Source organism: Nonomuraea sp. NPDC049269, from assembly GCF_043197155.1.
Classification (GTDB): domain Bacteria; phylum Actinomycetota; class Actinomycetes; order Streptosporangiales; family Streptosporangiaceae; genus Nonomuraea.
Genome location: NZ_JBICSO010000003.1, coordinates 745,442 through 765,794, shown reverse-complemented (window position 1 = coordinate 765,794; position 20,353 = coordinate 745,442). Strand labels below are relative to the sequence as shown.

15 protein-coding genes are annotated in these 20,353 nt (G+C 69.7%); 11 read left to right on the top strand and 4 right to left on the bottom strand.

The features are described from left to right. Window position 1 precedes the first annotated feature (1 nt). Window positions 2-904 (top strand): arginase family protein, encoded by a 903-nt coding sequence (locus tag ACGFNP_RS21110; protein WP_393320910.1) that lies wholly within the window; start codon window positions 2-4, stop codon window positions 902-904. Between the two features lie 150 nt (window positions 905-1,054). Further along, window positions 1,055-1,423, top strand: coding sequence for a hypothetical protein (locus ACGFNP_RS21105; RefSeq protein WP_393320907.1), 369 nt, complete (start codon window positions 1,055-1,057; stop codon window positions 1,421-1,423). A 46-nt stretch (window positions 1,424-1,469) separates the two neighbouring features. Here ACGFNP_RS21105 and ACGFNP_RS21100 read toward each other — a convergent pair whose 3' ends face one another. Then, a complete protein-coding gene (locus ACGFNP_RS21100) occupies window positions 1,470-1,937 on the bottom strand; it encodes a RidA family protein (protein ID WP_393320904.1) in 468 nt (155 codons plus the stop codon). A 45-nt stretch (window positions 1,938-1,982) separates the two neighbouring features. Between ACGFNP_RS21100 and ACGFNP_RS21095 the strand changes: the two genes are divergently transcribed. From ACGFNP_RS21095 to ACGFNP_RS21080, 4 genes are all read left to right on the top strand, one after another. Then, window positions 1,983-2,324 (top strand): hypothetical protein, encoded by a 342-nt coding sequence (locus tag ACGFNP_RS21095; protein ID WP_393320901.1) that lies wholly within the window; start codon window positions 1,983-1,985, stop codon window positions 2,322-2,324. A gap of 373 nt (window positions 2,325-2,697) precedes the next feature. Continuing rightward, window positions 2,698-3,891 (top strand): hypothetical protein, encoded by a 1,194-nt coding sequence (locus ACGFNP_RS21090; RefSeq protein WP_393320898.1) that lies wholly within the window; start codon window positions 2,698-2,700, stop codon window positions 3,889-3,891. Window position 3,892: 1 nt separating this feature from the next. Next, on the top strand, window positions 3,893-5,968 hold the full coding sequence (locus ACGFNP_RS21085; protein WP_393320895.1) for a tetratricopeptide repeat protein: 2,076 nt from the start codon (window positions 3,893-3,895) through the stop codon (window positions 5,966-5,968). 3 nt (window positions 5,969-5,971) lie between these two features. Then, a complete protein-coding gene (locus ACGFNP_RS21080) occupies window positions 5,972-6,658 on the top strand; it encodes a flavin reductase family protein (RefSeq protein WP_358315944.1) in 687 nt (228 codons plus the stop codon). Here ACGFNP_RS21080 and ACGFNP_RS21075 read toward each other — a convergent pair. After that, window positions 6,575-7,165 carry a response regulator transcription factor gene (locus ACGFNP_RS21075; RefSeq protein ID WP_393320891.1) on the bottom strand — a complete coding sequence of 197 codons (591 nt, stop codon included), beginning with the start codon at window positions 7,163-7,165 and terminating at the stop codon, window positions 6,575-6,577. The two genes, ACGFNP_RS21080 and ACGFNP_RS21075, sit on opposite strands and share 84 nt — an antisense overlap. Window positions 7,166-7,686: 521 nt before the next feature. On the opposite strand from ACGFNP_RS21075, the gene ACGFNP_RS21070 reads away from it, so the two are divergent. The 4 genes from ACGFNP_RS21070 (at window position 7,687) to ACGFNP_RS21055 (ending at window position 13,861) form a co-directional block, all read left to right on the top strand. Next, entirely contained in the window at window positions 7,687-9,255 is a 1,569-nt protein-coding gene (locus tag ACGFNP_RS21070; protein WP_393320889.1) for a phospholipase A2, read from the top strand. A gap of 74 nt (window positions 9,256-9,329) precedes the next feature. Beyond that, window positions 9,330-11,276, top strand: a complete 1,947-nt coding sequence (locus ACGFNP_RS21065) for a S8 family serine peptidase (RefSeq protein WP_393320886.1) — start codon at window positions 9,330-9,332, stop codon at window positions 11,274-11,276. A 129-nt stretch (window positions 11,277-11,405) separates the two neighbouring features. Further along, window positions 11,406-12,440: a hypothetical protein gene (locus ACGFNP_RS21060; RefSeq protein WP_393320883.1), complete on the top strand. Its 1,035-nt coding sequence runs from the start codon at window positions 11,406-11,408 to the stop codon at window positions 12,438-12,440. An 86-nt stretch (window positions 12,441-12,526) separates the two neighbouring features. After that, entirely contained in the window at window positions 12,527-13,861 is a 1,335-nt protein-coding gene (locus tag ACGFNP_RS21055; RefSeq protein WP_393320880.1) for an MFS transporter, read from the top strand. A gap of 12 nt (window positions 13,862-13,873) precedes the next feature. Here the strand turns inward: ACGFNP_RS21055 and ACGFNP_RS21050 are convergent, their stop codons facing one another. Both ACGFNP_RS21050 and ACGFNP_RS21045 read right to left on the bottom strand, forming a co-directional pair. Continuing rightward, entirely contained in the window at window positions 13,874-15,088 is a 1,215-nt protein-coding gene (locus tag ACGFNP_RS21050) for a serine hydrolase domain-containing protein (RefSeq protein ID WP_393321575.1), read from the bottom strand. Between the two features lie 5 nt (window positions 15,089-15,093). Beyond that, window positions 15,094-15,903, bottom strand: a complete 810-nt coding sequence (locus ACGFNP_RS21045; RefSeq protein ID WP_358315961.1) for a helix-turn-helix domain-containing protein — start codon at window positions 15,901-15,903, stop codon at window positions 15,094-15,096. A gap of 383 nt (window positions 15,904-16,286) precedes the next feature. On the opposite strand from ACGFNP_RS21045, the gene ACGFNP_RS21040 reads away from it, so the two are divergent. Continuing rightward, window positions 16,287-20,351: a LamG-like jellyroll fold domain-containing protein gene (locus ACGFNP_RS21040; protein WP_393320876.1), complete on the top strand. Its 4,065-nt coding sequence runs from the start codon at window positions 16,287-16,289 to the stop codon at window positions 20,349-20,351. The last annotated feature ends 2 nt before the right edge of the window (window positions 20,352-20,353 follow it).

Genomic DNA, 20,353 nt, shown 5'->3' with positions numbered 1-20,353 from the left:
GATGTGGCGCCGCGGCCACGTGGAGATCATCCATGTGCGTACCAACCTCGGCCTGGTGCCCGGCGTCGAGCAACTGGGTGGCGCGCTGCTTGACGAGGGCCTGGCCGAGGCTCTCGACGCGACCGTCGGGCCGGTGGTGGAGGCTCCCGCGTACTCGCGGGAGCGCACTCATCCGAGTCGGCTGCTCAACGCCGAGGCCATGGCCCAGGTCGCACTGCGCCAGGCGGATGCGGTGGGAAACGTGCTCGACGCGGGCCGCTTTCCCCTCGTGCTCGGTGGGGACGACAGCGTCATCTTCGGCAGCCTGCTGGCGCTGCGCCGCAGAGGCGCCCATGGCCTGGTGTTCCTCGACGCGCACACCGACTTCTACCCGCCCGAGGACTCCCCGACCGGTCAAGCGTCAGACTCCGAGCTGTACCTTGCCTTCGGGCACGGCACCGACCTGATCGCCGACCTGGACGGCTCGAATCCGCTGGTCGCCGCCCGCGCCGCAGCGCTGATCGGCCACCGCGACCCCGACGAGCAGCGGGAGACCGGCGCCGCGCTGAGCGCCACTGACGCCTTGGTCGTCACCCTCGGGGAGATGCGCGAGACGGGGGTGGAAGCCACGGCAAGGCGGGCGCTCGCGCACCTGGACGGCGCGGGCGTGGACAGGTTCCTCCTGCACGTCGACGCCGATGTGCTCGACGACGCCCTCATGCCGGCGGTGGACTACCGCCTGCCGGACGGGTTCGGCAGGCGGGAGTTCGCCGTGCTGGCGGGGACGCTGCTGGCCGATGAGCGGGTCGCGGCGATCGACGTCACGATCTACAATCCCACGCTCGACCCCGGTGGCGAAGCGCGGCGTAACCTCACCGGCTGCCTGCTCGACGCGTTCGCCCACGCGGAAGCCCTCACCTGCTGAACGTCACGCCGGCCCCAGGCGCCGACGGAACTTTGTGATTACCGGCTTCGTTTTCTCGTCAATCAGGGAAAGGCGGATGTGGGCACAAGTAACACGAGTAGGCGACGTCTGAAAAAGCGCGCTCGTCGGCAGGCGGACAGGTTCTCGTCCGTGCCTCCGGAACGGCGTCGGCGGCTGACCGGGCCGGAGCGGCGCCAGATCGCCCGCCGGGACCGGGCGGACGCCGCGCAGCGCAGGTCGGCGTGGTGGGAGTGGGGCCCGGTGACGGCGGGTGTGCTGGTCACCTCCGAGTTGATCTACTTTTTCGTGGTGGCCGGCGCGCTTGGGGGAACGAGCGTCGCCGGGGTCGCCGTGACGGCCGCCCTTGGCTTTGTTGCGGCTTGTTTCGGATGTGTGCGGGAGTATTACTCGTATCCGAAAACTGGTGCCCGCGAGTTTCCGGTCGGGGTGATAGCCACCGTCTCGGTGGTCGTGATGCTGGTGGCCATCGCTGCCGAGATGGTGTGGAGCGCGGTCTGACAAGCCGGGCGGTAGCCGGGGAGCGGCGGGTCCGCTCTTCGTCGCGTCAGTCGGCGATCTCGGCGATGAGTTCGAGCTCGACGGGAGCGTTCCTGGGCAGTGCGACGACGCCGATGGCGCTGCGCGCATGGGTGCCTGCTCTTCCGAAGATCTCGGTGAGCAGGTCACTGGCACCGTTGACGACCGCGGGCTGGTCCGAATAGTCGGGGACACTGGCGACGAAGCCCACGACCTTGACGATCCGCCGTACCCGCGACAATTCGCGGACCTCGGCTCGGACCGCGGCGAGCGCGTTGAGGGCACAGATCGCCGCTAGTTCGGCGGCCTGCTGTGTGGTGACTGTCTGGCCGAGTTTGCCGGTCATCACCAGTTTGCCGTTGACGATCGGCAGTTGCCCGGAGGTGTAGACGTACGGACCGCTCTTGACCGAGGGCTGGAAGGACCCTGCTGGAGGGACGACGTCGGGCAGGACCAGGCCCAACTCGACGATCCGATCTTCTGGTGTTCTGTTCATTCGTTCTCCTGGGGTCTGCTGCACCGTCTCATCAGCGAGACCGACATGCTGCTCACGCCGGCCGAATCCGAACGCCGCCTGCGCGCGATCGTCATCTCCGACGAAGGCCTCATGGCTCGCCATACCGCGGACAGTGCCCGCATCGAGGCCGCTGTCGCGGCCTATCTCCAGCGCACCACCGGCCGCGACCGCCCGTTCAGCGACCTGGAGGCCCGCATCCACGCCGGCGCGGTCGCCGGTGCGTTGCGCGCGGCACAGCGCGCCGCCATGGACGACGGTGATGGTCGCGACGCGTTCGCCCTCGCCCTCGCCACCGCCGCGATCGTCCTCGGTGAACGAGCGACCATCAACGCCTCGGCATTGGACGAAGACGGACTACCGCGCTGAAGTGGCGGCCCCGGACGAGTGGGGCCGGGTGATGGTGGTCGACTGGGCGCCGGTCGTGTCCTGAATCGCCATGCGGACCATGATGGCGCATCGGGTGGCGATCCGGGCGTACGCAATTTTGCTAATGGGCGGAAACTCCGTCGGCATGCATTCTTGGGGCTGTCGTCGAAATCGGCGACAGACACCCCAGGAGGATTCCATGAAGTCGACCAGCCGGATCAAGAAGATCTCCGTCCGCCGTACCGGTGACGTCCGTCTCACGAGCGCCGCCTGCTCCTGCCCTTACCCGGCCAGCAACTGACGCGCGAATAGCGGATAACGGGGGGCCGTGCGCTCCGGTGCACGGCCCCGTCTTTCCCTACGGAGAATGTCCATGGGTGACGTCGCGGTTGCTTTTCACGAGTTGAGTTTCGTCCCCGAGGGGGACGAGGTGGTGGTCGGCAGGGTCGATGCCGATTCGTACGCGGTCCTGCCCGCCGACGGCGCCGCCCTGCTGCGCGAGCTGACCAAGGGAGTGTCTCCCGAACGCGCCGCGCACTGGTACGAGGACACCTACGGCGAGCCCGTCGACATCGAGGAGTTCCTGGAGACCCTGCATGAGCTGGGGTTCGTGCGTACCTCGGTCGCACCGGAGCAGGCCGGGACAGAGCGCCTCCCGCTGCGCCGGCTCGGCCGGGCCGTGTTCTCCCCGCTCGCCTGGATCGGCTACGCCGCGGTGTTCGCCGTCGCGGTGCTGGCCATCGTCGGCGATCCGGCGCTCGCGCCGCGTCCCGGGCACATTTTCTTCACCGACTCACTGCTCATTGTGCAGCTCGGGATAACGTTCGGGCAGCTGCCGTTGATATTTCTACACGAAGCCTTTCACACACTTGCCGGCCGGCGACTTGGGCTGCGTAGTCGGCTCGGCGTCAGCAACAGATATCTGTACATTGTTTTCGAAACGCGCATGAACGGGCTGCTGAGCGTTCCGCGGGCGAAAAGATATTTACCGTTCCTGGCCGGGATGGCGTGCGACGTGGTGGTGTTCGCGATTCTCGAACTGGTCGCGGACGCCACCCGGCAACCGGACGGCGATTTCTCGCTGGTCGGCCGGATCGCGCTGGCATTCGCGTACACCGTGGTGATGCGCTTCGCCTGGCAGTTCCAGCTCTACATGCGCACCGACCTCTACTACGTCTTCGCCACCGCGCTCAACTGCCACGACCTGCACGAGGCCAGCACGGCGTTGCTGCGCAACCGCATCTGGCGGCTGCTCGGCCGGACCCGGCGGCTCGTCGACGAGCAGCAGTGGACCGAGCACGACCGTCGCGTGGGCCGGTGGTACGGGCCCTTCATCGTGCTCGGCGTCACCGTCATGCTGCTGATCGCCGTGCTCGGCTCCGTGCCCGTCGTCGTGCAGTACGTCCAGACCGCGGCGCACGGCATGCGGCAGGGGCCGCTGCATCCGGCGTTCTGGGACGGGGTGCTGGGGCTGGCACTCGTGGCCATCGCGTTCGTCCTTCCGGCCTACCTGGCCCGGCGCAAGCGCAGGCGCCCGGCCTCCGTCACCACCGAGGAAGTGAGCTGACATGCGTCACCTGTGGATCGTCGGCGACCGCCGGGCCGACCGCCTGCGCGCCGCCGCCGAGTACGGACCTGGGATCGTCGCCGGGTGCCATCGGCGGCTGCGCGGCCCCTACACCGGGGTCGACACGGTGCTGTACGCGGTGCTTCCCGAGGCGTTCGCACGGTGGCCGGAGCTGGTCGAGCGGCATCGGATCGCGTTGCTGTACGGCATTCCCGAGCTGGCCGAGGTGATCGGGGCGGGGCCGCGGCAACTGGCGTTCACCGGGCCGTTCGAGCAGCGGACCCGGTTCTACGGGGCGCAGATGATCCGGTGCATGAACCAGGGGATCGTGACGTTCCTGACCGAGTACGCGCGGATGGCGCGATCACCTCTGGTGGTGGTCTTCGACGACCTGCACGCGGCCGAGGAGACCACGCAGGAGCTGGTCGCGTTGCTGCTGCGGCGGGCGGATCCGGAGGCGCTGCGCGTGGTGGCCGGCGGCCGGCGCGACGGTCTCAGCGATCAGCTTTCGGCGGCGCTGACCCGTCACGCCGACCTGATCGCCGCCACGCCCTCGTCCGCTTCAGCGGGGAGACCGGCTGACAGCGGGCGTGCCGATGAGCTGGTCCGGGCGTTCGTGGCGGCCGATGGGGTCGGCGACGATCCGGCGGAGATCGCCGCGTACGAGGCCGCGGACGCGGAGTTGCGACGTGAGCTGCACGACCGGCGGGCCGCCGAGCTGGCCTCGGGCGTCGGCTACGGGCTCAGAATGGGGGCGATCCCCTACCACCTCGAACGCGGAGGCGACCCCGGTGGGCGCGGGCGGGAGGCGCTGTCCGACGCGCTGAAGCTCAGCGCCGAGATCGGGTTCTCGGCCGCGACCGTCGACTTCGGCCTGCGCGGCAGGGAGGCGACCGACCCGGACGCCCACCCGGACGATTTCCGGCTGTTCACCTCGCTGGCGGCGAACGCGCTGGTGCCCCTGGACCGTCCCGACGAGGCGTACACGCTGTACATGGACCTGCGCACCCGCTACACCGACGCGCGCGCCCACATGATCACCAGTTACGGCATCGCCATGCTGTACACGAGGTTCTTCACGCCCCGCGACCACGAGACGGCACTCGCCTGGCAGAACAACGCGGTCGCGATCTCCGCCCTGCTGCCCGACCCCAGGGAGCGCACCACGCGCCAGGTGTTCAACGACAACGCGCTCGCGCTGATCGAGATGCACCGCGGCAACCTCGAACGCGGGCTGGAACTGATCGAGGCGGGCATCGCCCGTCTGGACCAGGAGTTGACGCCCGACGACTGGGTGGTGCACCGCTCCCAGCTCCTCTACAACAAGACCCGGCTGCTGGCCGCGCTCGGGCGGCACGAGGAGGCGTACGAGGGCTTCACGAAGCTGATCGAGATGGACCCGTACTACACCGACTACCTCAGCGAGCGCGCCAGGATCTCCCGCCGTCGCGGCGATCTGGAAGCCGCACTGGACGACTACGACCGCGCGGTCGCCATGGCGCCGCCGTACCCCGAGCTCCATTACAACCGGGGTACGTGCCGGGCGGAGGCGGGCGACGTCTCCGGAGCGCTGGCGGACTTCGGCTACGTGCTGGAGATGGAGCCCGATGACGTGCCCACCCTGTTCAGGCGCGCGGAGCTGCTGTTCGACGCCGGCGATCTGACGGGGGCCGAGGCCGATGTGACCGCGGGGCTGGCGGTAAGGCCCGGCGACGCCGAACTGCTGTGCCTGCAAGGGATGATCGCGCTGGAGCGCGATGACGCGGAGCGGGCGGCGGATCGTCTGGACGCGGCGCTCATGGCCGCGCCCGACTACGCGGCGGCGCTGGTCAACCGGGCGGTGGCCAGGTTCAGGCTCGGCCGTCCCGACGGGGCCGTCGACGACCTGACGCGGGCGCTGGAGCTGCTCGGGGACGATCCGGATCTGCTGCTGAACCGCGGCCTCGCGCATGAGGCGGCGGGCCGGCCCCGGCAGGCGGTGGACGACTTCGACGCGGCCCTGTCCCTGCCCGGCGCCGACACAGCGGAACTGGAGCCCGCCCGCGAACGCTGCGGCAAACTCCTGGCCGGGGTGTGACCGATGCCCCCTCCCTTGGGTCCGCACGGCCGGCGCGCGAACGGCGAGGCTCGTCACCTTCGTGAGGCGCTCGTTCCGCGAGACCGCTTCCGCGACGCGCTGGCCACCGTCGCCACGGCCGTGTCGGTGGTCGCGACGTTCGACGATGGCGGCCGCCCGCGCATGGTGACCATCGGGTCGCTCTGCTCGCTCTCGCTCGACCCCCCGCTCGTACTCTTCTGCCTGGCCAAGGACGCGGGGTCGCACGCGGTGTTCTGCTCGGCGGCGCGTTTCGCGGTCACCGTCCTGGCCGAGGGCCAGGCGGACGTTGCCCGTCGCTGCGCGGGCCCACGCCAGGCGCGTACGGCCGTGCCGTACGCGCTGATGGACGAACTGCCCGTGGTGCCCGGAGCACTGGCCCATCTGTCGTGCTCCGTGCACGCGCTGGTGGCGGGCGGTGACCACACGATCGTCATCGGCCTGGTGCGGCGAGTGGCCGTGTACGGCGGGTCTCCGCTGCTGTACCACCAGCGCGACTTCCACGGACTCGGCGCCCCCTGGGGGCTCGGGGCGGACACCGCGTCAGGATTCAGGAAGGGCGCGCCAGGGGGAAGCGGGGACAGCGACTCAGGGGGGTTCGGGGACGAGGCCGAACCGCTGTGCGAGGAGCACGGCGTTGACCCGGTCGCTGATGCCCAGCTTGCGGTATAAGCGCTCCTGGTGCTTGGTCACCGTGCGTGGCGACAACCCCAGGCGCCTGGCGATCGCGGTCGGGCTGAGCCCCTCGCAGAGCAGCCGCAGAACGTCCTGCTCACGGGGTGTCAGCCTGGCTTGAGCCGCCCGTTCTCGCCGTACCCGCGCGATCGCGGCATGCGGCTCGGTGAGCGGACCCGTCAGTCTCTCCAGCGCGTCCAGCTGCGGGCTTTCGAGACCTTCGGCCCTCGCATCGATCAGCTCCGCCAGCCGGCCGGCGGGAGAGCTGGCCGTCGGCGTCCAGTGCCACACCCCCTCGCGACAGACGAGGACTCCCAGCCTGCGTCCGATTCTCACCAGTTCGCCGGCCAGGGTGCGGTCGCCTTGGGAGGCGTCCCAGAGCAATCGCAGAGTGTCCGTGTCAACGATGCCACCGAGTAGCGCCGCGATGTGCTGGGCGGATTGCTCCGGCGAATCGCCGCCGGCCCGAACGCGCGCTGTGAACGACCCCGAGTCGTGATGCACCTGCATCTCCTCATGCTCGAGTTGCTCCTTTCGTTGCCCGCCTGGAGAGGCGTTCTGTCGAGTTCCATTCGTCATGAATGGCGATCGGGATGCGTATCCGGAATTTCGGTCTGATTCGCTCCCTATTCCGGAAAGGGCGGTTTGTCGTCGATCACGGAGATGGCTCTTGACGGTTACACAGGTACGTGATTGCGGCGCGGCGCGAAGGGCCGGTAAATGTCCGGTTGCTGACCTGTTTCTCGCACTCGCCACATGAGAGCGTGAGGTGCCCGGTAAAAGGGCCACTTCGGGGAGCTGTGTTCTCGCTCGCAGGCACGATTTCAGGTCGGCGAGCAATGCGCCGGAATCTGCGGCGCATTTTACCTATCGGCATGACCTTGCTGGTCCGCGCGATGTCTGATGCACCCCACCTGGAAAATCGCCACGCGTATTGGTCCAGGTAATCGATCATCTCAACCGATCAAGGAGCAAGTGCGCGCATGTCCACTTCACGCCTGCGTAAGTTATCCATTGGATTAGCCATGGCGGCCACGATCCTCCCGATCCTCGCCGCCGTGCCCGCCACCGCCGACGTCGCCGAGCCGGAAAGTGGCGTTCAACAGATCGGCCCGGGCCAGTATTTCCCCGACAGCAAGATCTTCGAAGTGAGCGAGACCGACGTGGCGGCCGGGGCGATCGGCCGCAGGCACCGGGTGGCTGCCGTGGACGGTGGCCTCGCCCGTCCGGAGGCCGTCAACCGCACTGACCTGGCGGTGTTCGGCCCCGGCTGGCAGGCCGAGTTCCTCGGCGGGACCACCAGTCGCTCGCTGAGCGTCCAGGGTGACACGATCACGGTCGCTGAGCAGGATCTGTCACGCTCCATCCGGTACGACCTCAAGAGCAGCGTCTCGTTCCCGGCCGGTGGGGGCGTCCGTAAGTTCGAGGCGGCCGACGGTTCCAAGCTCAGCGAGACGACCCGCTGGGACGCGGCGGCCGGTGCGATGCGCAGCACGGTCGCCGAGACGCCCGCCCTGGACCTCGGCGCGCCCGCCGACGGCACCGCCACCAGCTCGGCCGACTACGCCCTCACCTACACCTGGGCCCAGGTGAACGCCGCCGACCCGGCGTCCTGGCGGGTGACGAGCGTGGGCGACATCGCGTACGGCACCTCATCCGTCAGTTACGATCCGCAGGGCCGCGTGGCCTCTGTGACGGAACCGGCCGCCGGTGAGAGCCCCCAGAGCGTGCTGACCTTCACCTACGCCACGGCGACGACCGCCACCTCCGGAACGTTCGGCGACTTCGCCGGCCGCGTCAAGGAGGTCTCGCTGGCAACCGGCTCGGACACGCCGCAGGTCGTGGCCAGGTACGGCTTCGACGCCGGCGGTTATCTCCGGACGGTGACCGACCCGGGCGTGGGCGAGCGGGCCGGCTACGCCTACGACGCCTCCGGGCGGGTGTCCGTCGTGTCCTCGGAGCGGAAGGGCGCCTGGGAGCTGAGCTACGCCGGTAGCTCGGCAGCGCCCGCCGCCACCTCGACAGGTCCCGGCGGTTTTCCCGACGCTCCCGACTCGGCGAGCAGCACGCAGCCACCCCCCGGAGCGCCGAGCCTCGCCGACCCGTCCGCCACCGGTCCGCCCACCGCCGAGTTCCCGCCCGGCGGCATTGACGGCACCCAGTCCTACCCCAGGCAGTGCTCGTTCGCCGCGGCCTGGCTCTGGTACACCCGCAGCGGCTGCTCGGCGTGGGCCGCGCACTACGGCTGGCACAAGCCCTACTGGCGTCAGCTCCCCACACGCCGGTGGGTCGTCGGCATCCTCCATGACCAGTGCACTGCCCCCACCGGCAGCCGGCCGGGCGGGTTCGACTTCCGTTCGGCCTGCGACATGCACGACTACGGGTACGGGCTGATCGGCAACACCTACCGAAACTACAGCTACTACCTGGACAGGTCGCGCAAGAACGACGTGGATGACGTCTTCTACGTCACCCTGCGGGACTTGACCTGCACCGCGTACGGCTCGGTGAGGGCGTCCATCTGCCGGATCTGGGCCTGGATCTACCGCGTGGGCGTCCGCTTCGGCAACCCGCGTAACGGCGCGATGTTCTGACTCGTCGGGGCAGGCCAGCCGCGGGCCTGCCCCCCTTTTTTTGCGGGAAGCAGCTCGACTGACAGGAAACGCACGTGAAGAAATGGCCTGCTGTACTGGCGGTCTTAGCCTCGATCGCCGCGACGATGGTCTACGGGGTGGCGGCGCGAGCCGTATCGGATGATCCGAAGATTGAGACGGGGTTGGCCAAGCAGCTGTCCGCCGGCGGAACGGCCCGAGTGATCGTGACCGCCAGGACCAGAGCCGACCTGATCGCCGCGACCGGCGCCGATCCGGTGCTGCGGCGCTACACCAAGCTGCCGATGGTGGCGTTGCGGGTGGACAGGGCGGGGCTTGCCCGGCTGACCCAGCAGCCCGAGGTCGTGAGCGTGGTCGAGGATCGGCCCGCGCCACCGGTGCTCGGCACGAGCGTGCCGCTCATCGGTGCTGACAAGACCCGGGCGGCGGGACTGACCGGCACCGGCACCGCGGTAGCCGTACTGGACACCGGGGTAGCGGTGCGGCACCCGTTCCTGGGCGGCCGGGTGATCGCGGAGGCGTGCTTCTCGCCCGCCGATGCCGACTACGGCGCCACCAGCCTCTGCCCGAACGGGGCCGAAACGGCCGAAGGGCCGGGAACCGCCGACTCCGAGCAGGGGCCGTGCGCCACGCTCGACTGCGCGCACGGCACCCATGTGGCCGGCATCGTGGCCGGTGGTGTCGGCGTGAGCGGCTCCGACGGACCGGGAGTGGCGCCCGCGGCCGGCATCGTGGCGATGCAGATCTTCAGCCGGTTCGGCTCGGAGGACTTCTGCGGGCCCGGCGCCGCGCCCTGCGTGCTGAGCTTCACCAGCGCCCAGCTCGCCGCGCTGGAGAAGGTGTACACGCTGCGCGAGTCGGGGGTGCCGATCGTGGCGGCCAACCTCAGCCTCGGCTCCGGGCGGTACACCTCCGCCTGTGACGCCGACCCGCGCAAGGCGGTGATCGACCGGCTGTGGGCGAGTGGGGTGGCCACCGTGGTGGCCGCGGGCAACGACGGGTACGGCGACGCCGTCAGCGCGCCGGCCTGCGTGTCCACGGCGATCACCGTCGGGAGCACGACTGACACGGATGAGTTGTCCACCTTCACCAACCGGGGTCCGTTGCTGGACCTGCTCGCGCCGGGTACCGGCATCGTCTCCTCGGTGCCTGGCGGGCGGTGGGCTCCGCTGAGCGGGACGTCGATGGCGGCGCCGCATGTGGCGGGGGCGTTCGCGGTGCTGCGGCAGGCGTTGCCGGCCGCGAGCATCGGCGACCTGGAGGCGAGACTGAAGTCGTACGGCAAGGCGATCGGCTATTCGGGGGCCACCACGCCGCGGATCAATGTCTACGACGCGGCCACGGGGACGACTCCTTCCCCTTCGCCCACCCCGACGCCGACCCCGACGCCTCCGCCTGACGGGAAGTACTGGGTGGACACCTTCGCCAACGCTCAGGGGTATCCGTGGACGTACTGCGTCGGAAAGTGTCCGTCTCAGGGGCAGCTCTGGGAGGCGACCAACTACGTGTTCTGCAAGAAATGGGGCGACGAGGTCAGGGACTCCGCCGGCAACTACAACCGTTGGTGGCTGTTGACCGATCTGGACGCGATGCGGGCCGGTGGGAGCGAGCGGGCCTATGTGTCCGCGTACTACCTGAGCCGGTGGGGCAACGACGAGGCCCGCGACAACAGCGGCGCGGTCATCCCCGACTGCACGGGGAAGAGCGACGGCAAGTACTGGGTGGACACCTTCGCCAACGCCACGGGGTACTCCGGTCCGTTGAGCGGCTCGACGGCGCAGGGCACGCTCTGGAAGGCGACGAACTACGTCTTCTGCAAGACGTGGGGCAAGGAGGTCAGGGACTCCTCCGGTGATCACAATCACTGGTGGCTGCTGACCGACCTGGACTCGGTGAACTCCGGCGCGAGCGGACGGGCCTACGTGTCCGCGTACTACCTGAGCCGGTGGGGCAACGACGAGGCCCGCGACAACAGCGGCGCGGTCATCCCCGACTGCGGCTGACTCTCTGACGGCCGCCGGGTCCGGCGGCCGTCCATCGTGAATACCGGCTGTGAACATAAGTCAACAGGGAGGCATCAAACAGCAATCTAGGCAAGAATCGGTGGAGACCGTAATCGAGGAGGTTTTCCCGTGCGCGCAGTTCTTGCCGCCGTGCTCGCGACGTTCACCCTGTTGGCCACCGGAGTCAGTCCGGCCAGTGCCGCATCAACCCTGTCGGCCTTGCCGGGAGGAAAGGCCAACTTCGTGGTCACGCAGGGCTTCCTGCGCGCCGCGTCCACCCAGAACTGGGTGCGTCTGGGTACGTACCAGTTCAAGACCAACGGCACTGTCAGTGCGAACTCCTATCTGTGGTGGCAGCGCAACCCCGAGGGCAGGCAGGCCACCGGTGTCGTCCCGGATTCGAGCTGCGCGACCAAGGCAGGCGGCAAGAGCACCCGCGTACGCGCCTGCGACGTCCTGACCGCCCCCGGTTACACCGGCGCCCCGGACGAATCCCGTACCGGGACCTACACCGTGGCCGGCGACGTGGTGAGCATCCGATGGAAGATCAACCAGACCTGGACCGAGCAGTGGCGCGTACGGCTGTCGCCTGACGGCAAGCTCGCCCAGCTGCAGTTCGCGAAGAGCACCCTGGCCACCCACGGGTACGGCTACGGAAGCAACGCCTCGCTCTCCACGCGCCGCGCGATGAGCTCCGTGCGGGCCTTCCCCGGAGCGCTCCGGCAGGACCTGACCTCCTGGTCCGGCAACCACATCGTGAACTCGCCCAACCAGCCCTTCAGCCAGTCCTCCTTCCGTAGCTGCGCCACCACCACCTGGTGCCTGACCTACCTGCAGCCGGCCTCCAAGGGCGCCTGCCAGAAGTCCGGCGGCTGCCCCAACTTCGGCGGCGGCACCAAGGCGAACGTCAGCTCCATCCAGTACTACCTCACCAAGATCTCCAACACCGACCGCCGCGACACCATGTGGCACTGGTGCACCTGCCTGGCCATGGAGCGCAAGACGTTCTGCTACTCCGGCAACTCGCACATGAAGCCGCTGATGCAGATCATCGACGACAGCGGGGCCTTTCGCGGCTGGGTCGGCGCGGAGGCGTCCTTCTACCCCGGCGGGCCCAGGACCAAGGACATGATGTCCGTCTTCCGCCTCACCGACTTCCGCTGACGCGGCGGTCCTAGGACCAATTGCCGGTGCCGGTCCAGGACCCCCGCCGGAGGTGCGGCGCCGCAGGTCATCGTAGGTTCCTCGGTATGACGAGGAACGCGTTGACGGCGGGCCTGGTGGCGATGGTGTCGCTGGTGGCCTTCGAGTACATGGCGGTCGCCATCGCCATGCCGGTCGTGGCCAAGGAGCTCGGCGGGCTGGAGCTGTACGGGCTGGCGTTCAGCGGCGCGATGGCCGCGAGCGTGATCGGCACGGTGCTCGGCGGCCGGTGGGCGGACGTGCGCGGTCCTCAGGCTCCGCTGTGGACCGGGGCGGCGGGGTTCGCCGCGGGGCTGACGGTCGCCGGGCTGGCGCCGACCATGGAAGTGCTGATCGCGGGCCGGTTCCTGCAGGGCTTCAGCGGGGCGCTGGTCAGCGTGGCGTTGTACGTGGTGGTGGCCAGGGCCTACCCCGAGAGCCGGCATCCCAAGATCTTCTCGTTGTTCGCGACCGCGTGGGTGGTGCCCTCGATGGTGGGGCCGGCGATCGTGGGCGTGGTGACCGACACGCTCGGCTGGCGCTGGGTGTTCCTGCTGGTGCCGATCCTGACCGTGGTCGCCGGCCTGGTGCTGCTGCGCGGGCTGGCCGGGCAGCCCGTGAGCGGCGGGCAGAGCGAGCCCGCCCCCGGCCTGCTCGGCAAGGTCGGCTGGGCGGCCGTGACCGCCGTCGGCGCGGGGCTCATGCAGTACGGCAGCGGCGGCGGGCGGCTGCCCCTGCTGGTCGCCGGCATGGTGGTGCTGGCCGTGGCGCTCCCGAGGCTCCTTCCCCGCGGCACGCTCCGCGCCGCCCGCGGGCTGCCTGCCGTGGTGGGGCTGCGCGGTCTGTCGGCCGGGGCGTTCTTCGCGGCCGAGGTGATGGTGTCGCTCATGCTGGTCGACCACCGCCACCTGCCCACGTGGGCGTCCGGGCTCGCGCTCATGGGAGGGTCGCTGACCTGGTCGTTCGCCTCCTGGGTGCAGGGGCGCGAGTTCTTCGGCCAGAAGACGAACCTGCGGCTCGGCTCGGCCTCGATGGCGCTCGGCATCCTGATCACGGGTACGGTGGCGTTCACCTCGGTCCCGGTGGCGCTGGCGTATCCGGCGTGGATCATCACCGGATTCGGGATCGGGCTGGTGTACCCGACGCTGTCGGTGCTCACGCTGGAGCTGTCGGCGCCAGGGGAGCAGGGCAAGAACAGCTCGGCGCTGCAGGTGGGCGAGTCGGTGTTCTCGGTGGTGGCGGTGGCGGTCACCGCCGCGCTGTTCACCGCCTCGGGGTCGGGTTACTGGGTGGTGTTCGCGGCCACGCTGGTCATGGCGCTGGCCGGGCTGGCCATCGCCGGACGGGCGATCAAGGATGGTTCGGCCGCGATGGCGCAAGAGTGCCTCCCTCGTCCCGCGTGACGTCCGCCCGCCTCAGCCCCGCTCGGCCAGGCATCGGTAGAGGGTGTCGATGAGCCTGGCGGAGAACGCCCCTGACATGGCCAGGTGGCTGCGGACGAAGCCGATGGAGACGCGGTTCACCGGGTCGCAGATACCTATCTCCCCGCCACCTCCCTCGGCCCCGTACGCCTCGGGGGTGGGGCCGTAGCGCGGCGATTGACCGGGAGCCGCGAAGTTGCCGATATAGCCGAGAGTCCTCGGGACGAGAAGCGCGCCCGGGCCGTCCTCGCCGATCGCGTCAGGGCTCTTCACCCGGACCGTGCTGAAGGCCGCCACGGTCTCCGGTGACAGCAACCGCACGCCGTCCAGCTCGCCGCCCATCGCCAGCAGCGCGAACAGCCTGGCGATGCCACGGGCCGTGGAGGTGCCGTTGACGGAGGGGATCTCGGCGGCCAGCACACCGGGGTCGGCGAAGAACGTGTCGACCCGGTCGAGGAATGTGGCGCCGTCCCTCGCGGCGAACGCCTGGCCGGCCAGCGTGCCGGGATCGCGGGTACGCGCCTGCCGCGCCTCGTAGAGACGTTCGAACTCCGGCGGGAGACCCGCGAACGAGACCGGCAGAACGGCCGCGACCAGCGGTTGTTCGGCCGGCGGCGTGCCGATCCTGGTGTCCAGCCCGAGGGGGACGGCGATCTCCTCGTGGAAGAAGTCTCCGGCGCGCTGGCCGGTGACGCGGTACACCAGCTCGCTGAGGAGCCAGCCGTAGGTCAGGGCGTGGTAGCCGTGACTCGTCCCCGGCGTCCAGGAGGGCGTGGCCGCGGCGAGGCCGTCGGCGATCGCCTCGTAGTCGTCCCAGCCGGTGCCGTCCAGCTGGAGCAGCTCGCGCTGGCCGGGAAAGCCGAGAACACCGGCGGTGTGTGTGAGAACGTGCCGGACCAGTACCTCCGCTTTGCCCGCCGCCGCGAACGCCGGCCAGTACCTGCTCACGGGCGCGTCCACGTCCACCCAGCCCCGATCGACCAGGACCTGGACGCACAGTGTCGCCAGCCCCTTGGTCAGCGACATCAGCACGGCCCGGTCGCCGGCCCGCCAGGGTCGGCCCGGCCGGCTCTGGCCGCCCCACACGTCCACGACCGGTTCGCCGTCGACGTACGCGCAGAATGCCCCGCCGCCGTCACCCAGTTCGGCCGTGTTGCCGGCGAAAGCCGCACGCACCGGCTCGAAGCCCTTGGCCACGTACATCTCCATGACGGTCACCGGATTGATTCCGCGAGGACGTGCCGGTGCGCCTCGTGCAACTGGGCACCGGGCGCCACGCCCAACTCGTCCCGTAGCCGCCGGGCGTCGTGGCGCCCGGCCAGGTCGGCATGGGCCAGCACGACGGCCAGCCGGCGCTGCCTGGCGGCCTCGGCCAACGGATGCTGGTGCAGCCGGCTGGTCAGATCCCGCAGCATGGGGCCCTGCCAGCACGACAAAGCACGCTCCCACAGGTGGAGCGCCTCGGCCGGCTCCCGCGACCGCGCCTGCCCGGCCTGGTGGGCCAACGCGTCGAAGTCGGCCAGATCGAGCTGGATCTTCTCCACCGCGAGCCGATACCCGCCCCGCTCCGCGACGATGACGTCCGGATGCAGCAAGCCACGCAACCGGGAGACATAGGTGTGCATGACGCCGCGGCACGAGACCGGTGGCCGGTCGTCCCAGAGGACATCGATGATCTCCTCGTGCGTCACCGGATGACCGGCGTGCAGGGCGAGCAGGGCGAGCAGACACCGCTGCTTCAGCGTTCCGGCCTCGACGACCTGCTCGTCAACGCGTACCCGCAGTGGTCCCAGAACGGCGACTTCCACGCCGACCCGGCCCAGGACGGTCTCCGGATCCAGCCCCACGGCGTCCGCCAACCGCCGCAGCGACGCCACGCGTGGCCGGGCGATCCGGTTCCGCTCGATGTCGCGGAGCGTGCGCACGCTCACCCCCGCGCGTTCGCTCACCTCGGCCTGCGTCAATCCCGCCCGGAGCCTGACCACCCGCAATCGCCTGCCGAACGACGCCGTCACCGCGTCCATCTGGCGCCTCCCCTTGCTGCCGCGACACCTGTGCATTCTTGACCGGCCTCAGGGAGTTCACCAGGTCAAAGACCGGACACTTGGGGACTCTCGATGCCGACGCAGCCCACGTGCCGGAGGAAGACCGCCGGCAGCATGCCGTGACGGCGCAATGTCCGCGAAATGTCCGGTCGAATGCCCTGGATCAAGAACTTTCGACGGCTGAAACTGAGCCTGGCCAGGACGTGAGTCCGCTTCCGGGCGGCAGGCATGGTGCAGGCGATCTGACCCAGCGACCGATGAAGGCGCTGCGGGCTGCCCGATTACTTCTAGGAGGCACTGTGTGGCGATTTTTGCGTGCGCCTGTCGTGGGGTTAACCGCGGTATTCGCCGGTTTATTACCGATGGCGACCTCGGCGGACGCGGCTCCGGCGAGTCCGCCCGGGATCGCGTCAGCGGCTGAAAGGCCCGCCGCCGATCCGGCGGGCTCGGCGTCCTGGGCGGCCGGTGAGGCGAAGCGGTCCGGCAAGCGGGTGGCGGTGACGACGGAGCAGGCCGAGGCCCGGGACGTCTACGCCAACCCGAACGGATCGTTCACGGCCGAGCTGCGGACGACCCCGGTCCGCGTCCGGCGCGGCTCGGGGTGGGTGCCGGTCGACACGACGCTGCGGCAGCGCGCCGACGGAGGGGTGGAGCCGGCCGCGACCACGGTTCCCGTCGTCTTCTCCGGGGGCGGCAACGGGAGCCTGGTACGGCTCGGACAGGGCAAGACACAGGTCGAGTTGCGCTGGCCGGCGCCGCTGCCGGAGCCGGTGCTGAACGGTGGCTCCGCGACCTACCCCGAGGTCATCCCAGGGGTGGACCTGCGGATGACCGCGACGGCACAGGGCTTCTCCGAAGTGCTGGTGGTGAAGGACAAGGCGGCGGCGGACAACCCGAAGCTGGCCGAGCTGACGTTCGGCCTGGACGCCAAGGGAGTCTCGGTACGCGACGACGGGCACGGGAACATCGGCGCCTACGACGAGAAGGGGAAGCTGGTCTTCGGGTCCGGCGCGCCGATGATGTGGGACTCGACGCCGTCGGCCGTCAAGCAGGCCGTGGGCGAGCTCGAACTGGGCAAGGACACGCTGGTGCTGCGGCCGGACCGGAAGCTGCTGGCCGATCCCGCTGCGACGTTCCCGCTGTACATCGATCCGGACTTCGCCGCAGGCCAGACGGGGTTCGCCATGGTGCTGTCCGGCCATCCGGACCAGGCCTATTGGGGCGGTGACGGGGAGAACCTGGCCAAGGTCGGATACTGCAACTGGGCAGGCTGCAACGGCATCGGTGTGGCCCGTTCGTACTTCCAGTACGACGCGTCGTTCATGGTCGGCAAGCACGTCCAGGTGGCGGAGTTCAACGCGTTCGAGAACTACGCCCCCTCGTGCTCGGCCCGGCCGGTCGAGGCGTGGGGGACGAACCCCGTCGGCGGGGGAACGACCTGGAACAACCAGCCTTTCCCCGGCGGCGGCCCGGCCCTCCTGGGGACGGCCAATGTCGCCTACGGCTACAGCGCCGCCTGCCCGGGTGCCTGGGTCGGGTTCAACGCGACCACCGCGGTCACCAACGCGGTGACGTACAACAACGGCCTTACGGCGATCATGCTGAAGGCGGCGAACGAGGGTGACGCCTACGCCTGGAAGAAGTTCAACACGAACCCGAGCCTGGTCGTCACGTACAACAGCTACCCGAACGAGCCGACCGGCCAGACGGTGGAGAACGACAAGGCGTGCGCCGTGCAGCCGAACGAGCCGTACATCAATCCGTACATCGACAACGATCCCAACAAGGGGCCGCGCGGGCCGAAGCTGTCGGCGGTCGTCTCCGACCCTGACGGTGGCCTGGTGCAGGCCCAGTTCGAGTGGTACACGAGGTTCGGCGCGCGGCTCGGTGTGACGGCCACGGAGTTCAAGGTCTCCGGCTCGACCTTCAGTGTCGACGTGCCGTCGGCGAACGCCGGCGACGGGGCCAATCTGGCCTATCGCGTCCGGGGCGCCGACGGTGTCGACTTCGGGCCGTGGGGTCAGTGGTGCGACGTGACCATCGACAGGAAGGCCCCGGAGAAGGCGCCGAAGGTCGGTTCGGTGACCTATCCCGAGTGCCCGCCGCCGGATTACGACCCCTGTCCCAGAGGCGGCGGCGTCGGACGGACGGGAGGCTTCACCCTGGGCGCCGACGGTGTCGAGGGCGTGGCCGGGTTCGAGTACAACCTGTACGGCGAGGGGACCCTCAAGACCAATGCCACGTCCGGCAGCGCGAACGTGCTCGTCACGCCGCCCGAGGACGGTCCGATGGACCTGTACGCCCGCAGCGTCGACCGCGCGGGGAATGTCGGGCCGGAATACCGCTACCACTTCATCGTCGGGCCCGGCACGCCCCCGAAGGGACAGTGGAAGCTCGACGGCTACGTCGAGACCAAGGCCGTCGACGACTCGCCCAACGGACACGACGCGACCATCGTCTCCAGCACGGCGCGCTGGCGAGTCGGCCGGCAGGGTGACGCGCTCTGGCTGGACGGCGCCACGGCGTACGCCAACACCGCGGGCGGAGCCACCGTGGACACCAAGAAGACGTTCTCCGTCTCGGCCTGGGTGAAGCTGGACCGCCTCGACACCACGTTCCGGACGGCGGTCAGCCAGGACGGCACCCGGATCAGCGGGTTCTTCCTGCAGTACAACCCGAACACCAAGAAGTGGAACTTCATGATGCCGGCGTCCGACGCCGACAACGCCGAGCGGCACATCGCGGAGTCGTCGACACAGGCGGTCGCGGGCCGCTGGACCCATCTCGTCGGCACCTACGACGCCGCCGCGCAGCAGATCAAGATCTACGTGGACGGCGTCGCCGGCACGTCCGCCGGCCACACCACGCCATGGGGCGCGACCGGAACGGTGCAGCTGGGCCGGGCCCGATACGCCGCCGGACCGGTCGACTACTGGCCGGGCTCGCTGGACGAGGTGCGGATCTACGACCGGACCCTGGCCGCCGAGGAGATCCACGACCTGGCCGCCGCTCCGGCTGCCGAGGAGCTGTTCCTGCCGTTGGACGAGGGGACGGGCACGACGGCGCAGGAGGTGTCCGGCAACTACCGGGTCGGTGCGCTCGGCAGCGGTGGATCCTGGACCACCGGCAAGGTGGGAAGCGGAGCGGTGCGCTTCGACGGGACCTCGACGACGCTTTCGACCAGCGGTCCGGCACTCCGTACCGATGCCGGTTTCACCGTCACCGCCTGGGTCAGGCTCAACGCGGCCGACGACCAGACGCGCACGGTCCTCAGCCAGGACGCCGGCCAGGGGAGCGGCTTCCAGCTGCGCTATCGCGGTGACACCCACAAGTGGTCGTTCGCGCTGCCGCAGTCCGAGACTGACGCCCAACTGGCCCTCAGCGCCGACTCGGGGGAGAGCGCGCAGGCCGGGGAGTGGACCCACCTGGCCGGGGTCTACGACCCGGCGGCCCAGGAGATCCAGCTCTTCGTCAACAGCGCGAAGGTGGCCTGGAAGAAGGCCACGGCCACGGTGAACGCCACCGGCGCGTTCCAGGTCGGCCGGGGCAGGCAGGCCGGCGCGCCGGCGACGCCGTTCGCCGGAGAGATCGACGACGTGCACGCGTGGACCGGCGTACGCACCCCCGACCAGCTCAAGGCGGAGTACCAGAAGCCGGTCACCGGCCGACGCAGCCTTTACGGCGGCCAGCTCGCCCGGTACTACAACCTCACCGGCCATCACATCGTGACGAACGGGCCGGTGCCACCGGGTTCGCACTTCGAGTTCACCCTCGGCATGATGGCCCCGGCGGACGCGCCGAACACGCAGGCCCTGTACTCCTGCCGCAGCGGCACGGGCGACTACTTCCTCGCTTATGACTGTGGCACCTACACGAACCTCGGCAGTGTCGGACGCCTCTACGCCACACCGCCCGCCGGTGTGCCCACGCTGCTGATCTACCGCTGCCAGGTTCCCGGCGTGGGGCACTTCGCCTCCACGGACCCGGGGTGTGAGGGCCAGACGACGGAGCTGCCGGCGCTCGGCTACACCCTCGCCTACACCCGCCTGATCAGGCATACGACGACCGGCTATCCGTACGACCACGCCAGCGCCACCGCCCGGATCGGGGCGAACTACCGTCCGGAGGGCAGCACCGGAGCCCTGTCGATGACCCAGCTGCCCGGCACCACGGCGTTGCTGAGCTGCCAGGACGGCATCGACACCTTCACCTCCACCGACTCCGCCTGTGAGGGCAAGACAGTCGTGCGCCGGCTCGGCTTCATCTGGACCAGCGCGCCGCAGGACGTACCCGGAGCGCCGGGCGCGATCGGCTTCGAGCTGTTCCGCTGCCGGGCGAGCTGGGGCGACCTGTTCGACTCGGGCGATCCCGGCTGCGAGGGCCAGACGCTCGACCGCTCACTCGGCTTCGTCGCCACCGGACTATGAGC